The organism is Plantactinospora mayteni (assembly GCF_016862935.1).
Lineage (GTDB): Bacteria > Actinomycetota > Actinomycetes > Mycobacteriales > Micromonosporaceae > Plantactinospora > Plantactinospora mayteni.
Genome location: NZ_BONX01000062.1, coordinates 46,718 through 55,435 on the forward strand (window position 1 = coordinate 46,718; position 8,718 = coordinate 55,435).

General features: G+C 72.5%; 6 protein-coding genes. All 6 read left to right on the forward strand.

Annotated elements, in window-relative coordinates:
- The first annotated feature begins 40 nt into the window (after positions 1-40).
- The 6 genes from Pma05_RS37410 to Pma05_RS37435 are packed head-to-tail and all read left to right on the forward strand — an operon-like array spanning position 41 to position 8,636.
- Complete coding sequence (locus tag Pma05_RS37410) at positions 41-1,828, forward strand: SagB family peptide dehydrogenase (protein ID WP_203862263.1); 1,788 nt, start codon at positions 41-43, stop codon at positions 1,826-1,828.
- A 17-nt stretch (positions 1,829-1,845) separates the two neighbouring features.
- Positions 1,846-4,608: a lantibiotic dehydratase gene (locus Pma05_RS37415; RefSeq protein ID WP_203862264.1), complete on the forward strand. Its 2,763-nt coding sequence runs from the start codon at positions 1,846-1,848 to the stop codon at positions 4,606-4,608.
- Positions 4,605-5,669, forward strand: a complete 1,065-nt coding sequence (locus Pma05_RS37420) for a lantibiotic dehydratase C-terminal domain-containing protein (protein WP_203862265.1) — start codon at positions 4,605-4,607, stop codon at positions 5,667-5,669. Before Pma05_RS37415 ends, Pma05_RS37420 begins: the two co-directional genes overlap by 4 nt.
- A complete protein-coding gene (locus Pma05_RS37425) occupies positions 5,666-6,952 on the forward strand; it encodes a metalloprotease (protein ID WP_203862266.1) in 1,287 nt (428 codons plus the stop codon). Before Pma05_RS37420 ends, Pma05_RS37425 begins: the two co-directional genes overlap by 4 nt.
- Complete coding sequence (locus Pma05_RS37430; RefSeq protein WP_203862267.1) at positions 6,952-7,884, forward strand: ABC transporter ATP-binding protein; 933 nt, start codon at positions 6,952-6,954, stop codon at positions 7,882-7,884. The genes Pma05_RS37425 and Pma05_RS37430 overlap by 1 nt, the downstream gene beginning before the upstream one ends.
- Positions 7,881-8,636 carry an ABC transporter permease gene (locus tag Pma05_RS37435; protein WP_203862268.1) on the forward strand — a complete coding sequence of 252 codons (756 nt, stop codon included), beginning with the start codon at positions 7,881-7,883 and terminating at the stop codon, positions 8,634-8,636. Before Pma05_RS37430 ends, Pma05_RS37435 begins: the two co-directional genes overlap by 4 nt.
- Positions 8,637-8,718: the final 82 nt, after the last annotated feature.

The window sequence follows — 8,718 nt, forward strand, 5'->3', positions numbered from 1 at the left end:
GATGACCGCGTCGCAGCCAGGTTCCGGCAGGGGTCGACAGATGGCCGAGCGGAAGGACGACGTACCGGTGGGCAGTGCCCAGGAAGGCGTACCGGTGGGCTACGCCCAGGAATACGGCTCCGCGGTGATGTGGCGCGGCCGGGTCCCGATGGAGCCGGTCGACTTCACACCCGACTGGGGCGACGCGCCGCGCAAGGGCAGGTGCTATCCCGGGGCGGACCTGCTGCCGCTGCCCACCGGCGAGGTCGCGGCCACCGCCAGCGTGCAGGCCGGGATGCACCCGCCGTCCGGCGAGCCCGGCAGTGGGTTCACCCTGCCGGCCCTCGCCGGCATGCTGCTCGACTCCTGCGCCACCATCGGGCGCCGGCTCGCCGTGCAGGCCAACACCGACCTGGCGGCGCTGCCGTCGTATCGCACCGCCAACTGGTTCCGGGGTACGGCGTCCGGCGGCGGGCTCTATCCGTGCGCGGTCTACTGGGCGTGTGGGCCGAGCGGCCCGTTGACGCCGGGCGTCTACCACTACTCGACCCCGCACCACGCCCTCGCGCCGTTGCTGGCCGGGGATGTCACCGGCGTGGTCCGCGCGGCGCTCGGGGACCTGCCGGCGGCCAGCCGGACCGACCAGTTCCTGCTGCTCAGCGTGAAGCTGTGGCAGAACGCGTTCAAGTACAACAGTTTCTCGTACCACGCCGTGACTATGGACGTCGGCACGGTGGTGCAGACCTGGCGGATCTGGGCCCAGGCCCAGGGCATGCGGGTCGATCCGGTGCTGTGGTTCGACGAGGAGCCGCTCAACCGGCTGCTCGGGATCGAGGCCGAGGCCGAGGGAGTCTTCGCGGTGGTCCCGCTGCACTGGGACGGCGCCGACCCACCGCCGGGTGGCGACGGCGCCGACGTGGTGGCGGATACCGACGGCGGCGACGCGGTGGCGCGGACCGGGGCCGCCGACGCGGCGGCGGGTACCCCGGAGGTGGGTGACCGGCCGGAGACCTCGGCGGGCCGCGCCGGGCCGATCGACCTGCCCGGTCTGCCCGGTCGGCCCGGGCCGGCGGTCCGGTACCGGGACCGGGAGCGGTCCCGCCAGGTATTGACCTTCGACGCGCTGCGCCGGATGCGGCGGGCGACTCTCGGGTACGCGGCGCACCGCCCCGCCCCGGCCGCGCTGCACGCCGCCGCGACACCCACGGCCGAACCCGTCCCCCGGCTGGCGCTGCCCGATCCGCGACCGCTGACCGTGGACGTGCGGACCGCCCTACGCGCCCGCCGCAGCAGTTTCGGGCGCTTCGAGGCGCGGGTGCCGCTCGACCCGGGGCCGCTGGCGGCACTGCTCGCGGCCAGCGCCGACACCCGGTTCGACACCGACGCGGTCGGCCCGGGCACACCACCGCTGGTCAAGGTGTACGCCTTCGTCAACCACGTCCGCGACGTGCCCCCCGGCGAGTACGAGTTCGAGCCGGCCACGAACTCGCTCCGGCCGATCCGGTCCGGTCCGCCCGGGGAGTTCCTGCAACGCAACTACTTCCTGGCCAACTACAACCTGGAACAGGCGGCGGTGGTACTCGTGCCGACCGTACGCACGTCGGCGGTGCTCTCGGCGGTCGGTGACCGTGGCTACCACCTGGTCAACGCGACCATCGGCGCGGTGGCGCAGAACTGCTACACGGCCGCCTCGGCGCTGGGGCTCGGCTGCGGGGTCGCGCTCGGCTTCGACAACATCTCCTACATCGAGGAACTGGGGTTGACCGACACCGGGGAGTATCCGCTGCTCATCATGCTGGTCGGTCACGAACGCCCGAACCCGGCCGACTTCCGCTACGAGCTGGTCTGAGCAGGAAGGACACCGTAGTGACCGTGACCGCACCGCCCGATCCGACGCTCGGCCCGCTGTTCATGCTGCGGGTCGCCGGGCTGCCCGTCGCCGCGCTGGACGGGTTGCGCTGCACCGCGTCCAGCGACTGGGCCGACGAGGTGGTGGGCCGCTCCGACCAGCTCGCCGGCCGGGGTGCCGGGCTGAGCGACCTGCTGCACGGCCTGGTCAAGGCGAACGAGGACGACCGGTCCCGGCGTCGCCTGCTGGCGCTGCGCCGGCAGGTGTTCCGCAACGTCCCGCCGGGCGATCCGGCGGGCGCGGTCGAGCTGGTCCGGAAGCTGGACGAGCAGGTGGCGGCCGAGTTGTCCGACTGGCTACGCGACCGGCAACGGCTCTCGGAACTGACCGACTCCGGTGCCGGGTTGCTCGCCACCGAACTCGCCGGGAGCCGCGACGAGTTGCGGCGGCTGGCCGACGAGCCACGGCTGCGGCTCGGCCTGCTGGTCGCCTCACCCGTGCTGGCCCGTCAGGTGCCGGAGCTGCCGCCCGGCGGCGCCGTACCGGACAAGCGGGCGCGGCGACTGGAACGGACGCTGCTGTCCTACCTGTACCGGACCGCCTGCAAGACCAGCCCGTTCAGCACCTTCACCGGCGTCGCCGTGGGCCGGTTCACCACCGCCGCCGACATCGCCAGCGCCGACACCGCAAGTACCAACGACGACACCGCCGACATCGCTGGCGGCGGCCGGGCGGGCCGGATCGACCTGGCGGAGACCTGGTCGAGCCGGGTCCGGCTCAACGTGGTGGTCGTCAGCCGGCTGGTCGACCTGATCGTCTCCGATCCGGTACGCCGAGCCGACCTGCCGGTCCACCTGACCGCCGGTTGGCGGCACGACGACGAGCGGATCCGCTACGTCCGGCACTGGGTCACCTCCGGCGACGACGACGCTCCGGTCAGTTTCGACTCGATCCGGGACCGGCTCTTCTTCCTGCGCCGCAGCGGCCTGCTGGACCGGCTGATCGGGTTGTTCGCCGAAGAGCCGGCGCTGCGCTGCGGTGACCTGGTGCGGTGGTTGGCCGACGACCAGGACGCGACGCGGGCCGAGTGCGAGCGGTACCTCTCCGCGCTGCTCGACCTCGGCATGTTGCAGGTGCGCTGCCTGCGGGTCGACGTGCACAGCCCGGACCCGCTCGCCGCGCTCCGGGACGCGCTGCGGGAGCTGCGGCGCCCCTGGGCGACCGAGCTGGCCGGCCGGCTGGACGGGCTGGTCGACACGGTGCACCGCTATCCCGCCGGGGACGCCGAGACCCGCCGCCGGCTGCTCGCCGAGCTGCGCGCGGAACTGGCCGCGACCGCCAAGGACCTCGGCACGGCGGAGGCCCCGCTGCCGCAGGCGCTGCTCTACGAGGACGTACGGGTCGACGGCGAGCCGGCACGGCTGGACCTGGACCGGTGGCAGCGGCTGGTCGGCCCCGGGCTGCGGGCGGTGGAGAAGATCCTGCCGGCGTTCGACCCGACACTGGCCCACAAGATCCTCTTCAAGGGCTTCTTCGTGGCCCGGTTCGGTGCCGGTGGACGAAGCGACGACGTGCTGAAACTCGTCGAGGACTTCCACGAGGACCTCTACCGGCAGTACGTCTCGTTCACCGCCGACCGGCGGCCCTTCGACGAGTACGGCGGATATCTGCCCGAGGAGAACTGGCTCGGGCTGCCCGGGATCACGGTGCTGGACGAGGCCCGGCAGCTCTTCGCCGCGCACATGCGTACCCGGCTCGCCGCGCATCCGGCCGGCACCGAGCTGCGGCTCGACGACGGAATCGTCGCGGAGCTGGCCGAACGGCTGGCCCCGCTGCGGGAGCAATACCTCGCGCAGAGCCACTTCGTCCAACTCGTCGCCCGCGAGCCGGACCCGCTGGTGGTGCTCAACCAGTCGTACGGCGGGCTGTCGTTCCCGTTCAGCCGCTTCACCCACTGCTTCGGCGCCGACGACCCGGCGGCCGGCGGCACCGATCTCGCCGACCGGCTGCGGCACAACGCCCGACTGGTCCAGCCACCGGACGCGGTCCTGGCGGAGGTGACCGGCGGGGTCGCCAGCACCAATCTCAACCTGCACGGCCGGCTGGTCGACTACGAGATCGTCAATCCGGGCGAGACCAGTTGCGCGCCGGTGGACCGGCAGATCCCGCTCGACGACCTCGCGGTCGTGCACGACGCCGGGACCGACCGGCTGGCCCTGGTCTCCCGGCGGCTGGGTCGGGAGGTGATCCCGCTCTACTTCGGCTACCTGATCCCGGTGGCGCTGCCGGAGATCGCGCGTACGCTGCTGCTGCTCTCGCCGACCTCGACCGGACGGCTCGACGTCTGGGCGGGCGTGCCGTACGGGGCCGCCGAGGCGGGTGTCACCACCCGGCCACGGGTCCGGTACGGCAGCGTCGTGCTGAGCCGGCGGAGCTGGCACACGTACGCCGCCGACCTGCCGTTGGCAGCCGCGGGCGTGCCGCAGCACGAATGGTTTCTCGGCTGGCGGCGCTGGCGGCTGGCGCACGATCTGCCCCGGCGGGTCTTCGCCACCGTCTACCACCCGGGTGACTCGGCCGGGCCGCCGGCCAAGCCGCAGTATCTCGACTTCGACAGCGCACTCTCGCTGCTGGCTCTCGAAGGGCTGGTCAAGTCCGGGCAGGCCCGGCTCGTGCTGCGCGAGATGCTGCCCGCCGAGGACCAGCTCCACGTCCACTCCGGACCCGGTGTGCACGTGGCCGAGTTGGCGGTGCAGACCCAACCGGGGAGGGCCCGATGACCGCGCCGACCGGCGACCCGACGACCGCGCCGCCCGGGCAGTGGCAGGCGGTGCACGTCTTCTACGCGGCGAACCCGCAGCCGCTGCTGGTCGACTGCGTCGACCCGCTCGTCCGGGAGCTGACCGCCGACGGCCTGCTCGCCGGCTACTTCTTCATCAACTACTGGCTGGAGGGCCCGCACGTGCGGCTGCGGCTGCGCCCGTCGAGCCCGGCGGCGACCGAGGCGGTGCGGGACCGGGCGGCGACGGCGATCGAGGCGTTCCTGCGGCAACGCCCCGCGCTCTACGCGATGGGGCACGGGTTCCTCGGCGAGCTGTACAACACGCTCTTCGCGCTGGAGTTCCCGGACGGGCCGCCGGCCGACCTGGTGGGACCGGACGGCCGGATGCGGTTGCAGCCGAACAACTCGTACAGCTTCCGGCAGTACGAGCCGGAGTACGGCAAGTACGGCGGCCCGGCCGGGGTGGCCCTGGCGGAGTGGCACTTCCAGCGGTCGAGTGACGTCGTCCTGCACGCGATCCGCACCATGAACCTGCACATGCGGCCGATCCTGTTCGGGGTGGCGACGCAGTTGATGATGGTGATGGCCGGGACTTTCATCCCCGACCGGGCCGAACTGGTCGGCTATCTGGACCGCTACCACGCCTTCTGGCGCCGCTCCTTCGCCGGCACCAACTTCATCGGCGCGGCGGAATACGAGAAGATGTACGCCTCGATGGCGCCGGCCCTACGCGCGCGCTTCGTCGCCACTCTCGACGCGCTCGACAGTGGCCAGGTGCAGCGGCTGCCCGGCTTCCTGCGCGGCTGGGCGGAGCACTGTGCCGAGCTGCGCTCGCGGGTGTGCGATCTCGCCGCCAGGGGCGAGTTGTCGCTCGACTCGTGGGACGGCAGTGGGCCGGGGCGGGTCACCGATCCGGACGCGGCGGTCCAGACGCTGCTCTCGCCGTACCTGCACATGACGAACAACCGCTTCCACGTGACGATCCGGGACGAGGCGTACCTGGCGTACCTGCTCGGCCGGGCGCTGGGCGAGGCGACCGAGCCCCAGGACGTGCGATGACGGTGGAACCCCTGCTCGCCAAGCGGATCAGGCTGCATCCGGAGGTGCTGCTCAGCCGCCGCATGCTCCGGGGAGCGGCGGAGATCCACCTGGTCAAGGACCTGCGCAGCGGGCGGGCCTTCGAGGTGACCGCCCGGGAGCACTTCATCATGACCCGGCTGGACGGCCGGCTCAGCCTGGCCGAGATCGGCGACGAGTACGCCCGCGCCTTCCGGCGACGCCTGGCGGCCCCGCACTGGCAGCAACTGCTCGGCCTGCTGGGCCGGCGTGGGCTGCTCGACGTCGGCCCGGCAGACGGCACACCGGACACCGGAACCGGGGCGAGCGCCGAGGGCGGCACGGGGACCCCGGCGAGGGCCGGTCAAGAGGCGGTCGCGGATGTCGGCGGCGGGCCGGGCGTACCGCCGCCGTCCCGGGTGTCGCCGACGGTGGTCGAGTGGAGCCACCGGCGGGTCAGGTGGCTGCTGTCCCGGCCGGCCGTGCTGGCGCTGCTCGGGCTCGCGCTGGCGCTCCAGGTCGTCGTGGCGGTACGCCTCGACGAGGCGCTGGCCGGGCTGCGCTGGCTGGGCGAGCACCCGCTCTGGCTCCTCCCGGTCGCGGTACTGGCCTGGGGCAGCGCCGCGCTGCACGAACTGGCGCACGGCGTCGCGGCTCGCCACTTCGGCTGCGCCGTCACCGGGATCAGCGTGGTGACGCTGCGCTGCCGGGTGGACAGCTATCTCTACCTGCCGTCGGCGCGGGCCCAGATCGTGATCGCGGCGGCGGGCGGGCTCGCCAACGGCGTACTGATGCTGCCGTTCGGGGTGGTCTGGCTGGTCCTGCCGCCCACCGCACCGGCCCGGCCGGCGCTGGCCGGGATCCTGCTGATCGGCAGCGTGCAGGCGCTGGTCAACTTCGTCCCGCTGCCACCGCTCGACGGCTACAAGGTCGTCAGCCACGCGTTCGGCGTCACCCACCTCTACACCGGAACCCGACAGTTCCTCTGGCAGGCGGCCCGCGCGGGGGCAGGACGCGGTCCCGGCATCGCCGCCTACCCGCTCCGGGCCAGGGTCTACTACCTCGGGTACGGCCTGATCCTGCTCGTCCTCGCGCTGGCTGCGGGTACCGCGATCGTCCTGCTCGGCCGCCAGCTCGGCGCCGGCCGGCTCGGCTCCGCCGCGGTCGTGGTCACCATCGCGGCGGTGGCGATGACCGTTGCCGGGTGGCTGGCCCGACCCCGCCGCCGACCGGCCGTCCCCGATACCACCGATGTGCCCGACCCCCAGAAAGAAGGCAACGTCTGATGAATGCCGTCGAGCAGACGGACGTCGAACCCGGCCCCGCCATCGTGCTGACCGAGGTCCGCAAGAGGTACGGCGACGTCCACGCCGTCGCCGGGGTGTCCCTGACGGTCCAGCGCGGGGAGTTCTTCGGCCTGATCGGCCCGAACGGGGCGGGTAAGACCACCCTGATCGAGATCGTGGAAGGGTTGCGGGAGCCGACGTCGGGCAGCGTCTCGGTGCTCGGGCTCCCCCCGACCCCGCGCAACCCGGCCCTGCTGCCCCGGATCGGAGTGCAGACCCAGACCTCCGCGTTCTTCGTCCGGCTCACCGCCCGGGAACACCTGGAGACGGTCGCGGCGCTGTACGGCGTCCCGCCGGAGGCGGCCGAGCGGACCCTCGAGCTGGTCGGGCTGACCGCCGCCGCCAACACCCGGGTGAACGAGGTCTCCGGCGGGCAGCGGCAGCGGCTGGCCATCGCCTCGGCGCTGGTGCACGACCCGGAGCTGCTCTTCCTGGACGAGCCGACCGCGGCGCTCGACCCGAAGGCCCGCCGGGACCTGTGGCGGCTGCTGCGCGACCTGAAGGCGGCCGGGAAGACGATCGTCTACACGACGCACCACCTGGACGAGGCGGAGGCGCTCTGCGACCGGGTCGCCATCCTGGTCGGCGGGGCGGTCCGGGCCCTGGGCAGCCCGCGCGAACTCATCGGCGGCTCCGAGCTGCCCACCCGGGTCACCATCCCCGCCGGCCGGATCTCGCTGGAACAGGCGAAGGAACTCGACGGCGCCGATCAGGTCGTGCTCGACGACGGTGACCTCGTGGTGGAGACCCGGACACCGGGCCGGGTACTCGCCGCGCTGGGCGCGACGGGCGAACTGGACGGGGTGCAGACCCGGATGGTCACCCTGGAGGACATCTACCTGGAACTGACCGGACCGGAGGCGGCGCGATGAGCGCGTACGGGGCACTGACCAAGGCGGCCTACAAGGCATCGGTACGGGATGCCACCACCGTCTTCTTCACCTTCGCCTTCCCGCTCGTGTTCCTGCTCGTCTTCGGCCTGATCTTCCAGGGCCGGGAGGTCGACGACACCGGCTGGAACTACATCGACTACATCGCGCCGGGGGTGCTCTCCTGGGGCGTCGCCAACGCCGCCCTGTTCGGCATCTCGTTCACCCTGATGCAGTGGCGCAACGACGACATCCTCCGGCTCATCCGGATGACCCCGGCGTCGTTGTGGTCGGTGATCGGCTCCCGGTACGTCGTGGCGCAGCTCGTCGGCGTACTCCAGGCGGTGCTCTTCATCGGGGTGGCGCTGGTGCCGCCGTTCAACCTCGACCTGGCCGGACCGTGGCCGCTGGCCCTGCCGATCCTGATTCTCGGCGTCACCGCCTTCCTCGCCCTCGGACTCGTCGTCGGCTCCCGGACCAACACGCCGGAGGCGGTGGCCGCCGTCGCGAACTGCATCATCGTCCCGATGGCGTTCATCTCGGGGTCGTTCTTCCCGCTCGACATGATGCCGGGCTGGTTGCAGGGGATCTCCCAGGCGCTGCCGCTGCGGTATGTCAACGACGGCATCGGGGTGGCGATCGCCGGCCGGGGCGACATGACCGACTACGGCATCGCCTGCGCGGCACTGGTCGGCTACACCGTCCTCTTCGGTGCCATCGGTGCCCGGACCTTCCGGTGGAGCAACCAGTCTTGACTTCCGCCCCGCTCTAAAGGACGGGGATTCCCTGGGTCGCCCCAGGGGGTTCCTGTTTCTCCGCCGATCGCAGAAGGGAGGG

Excerpts from the sequence above, each read along its gene's own strand:
- Pma05_RS37410 (WP_203862263.1), top strand. The coding sequence starts at position 41 with ATGGCCGAGCGGAAGGACGACGTACCGGTGGGCAGTGCCCAGGAAGGC.
- Pma05_RS37425 (WP_203862266.1), top strand. The coding sequence starts at position 5,666 with ATGACGGTGGAACCCCTGCTCGCCAAGCGGATCAGGCTGCATCCGGAG.
- Pma05_RS37420 (WP_203862265.1), top strand. The coding sequence starts at position 4,605 with ATGACCGCGCCGACCGGCGACCCGACGACCGCGCCGCCCGGGCAGTGG.
- Pma05_RS37435 (WP_203862268.1), top strand. The coding sequence starts at position 7,881 with ATGAGCGCGTACGGGGCACTGACCAAGGCGGCCTACAAGGCATCGGTA.
- Pma05_RS37430 (WP_203862267.1), top strand. The coding sequence starts at position 6,952 with ATGAATGCCGTCGAGCAGACGGACGTCGAACCCGGCCCCGCCATCGTG.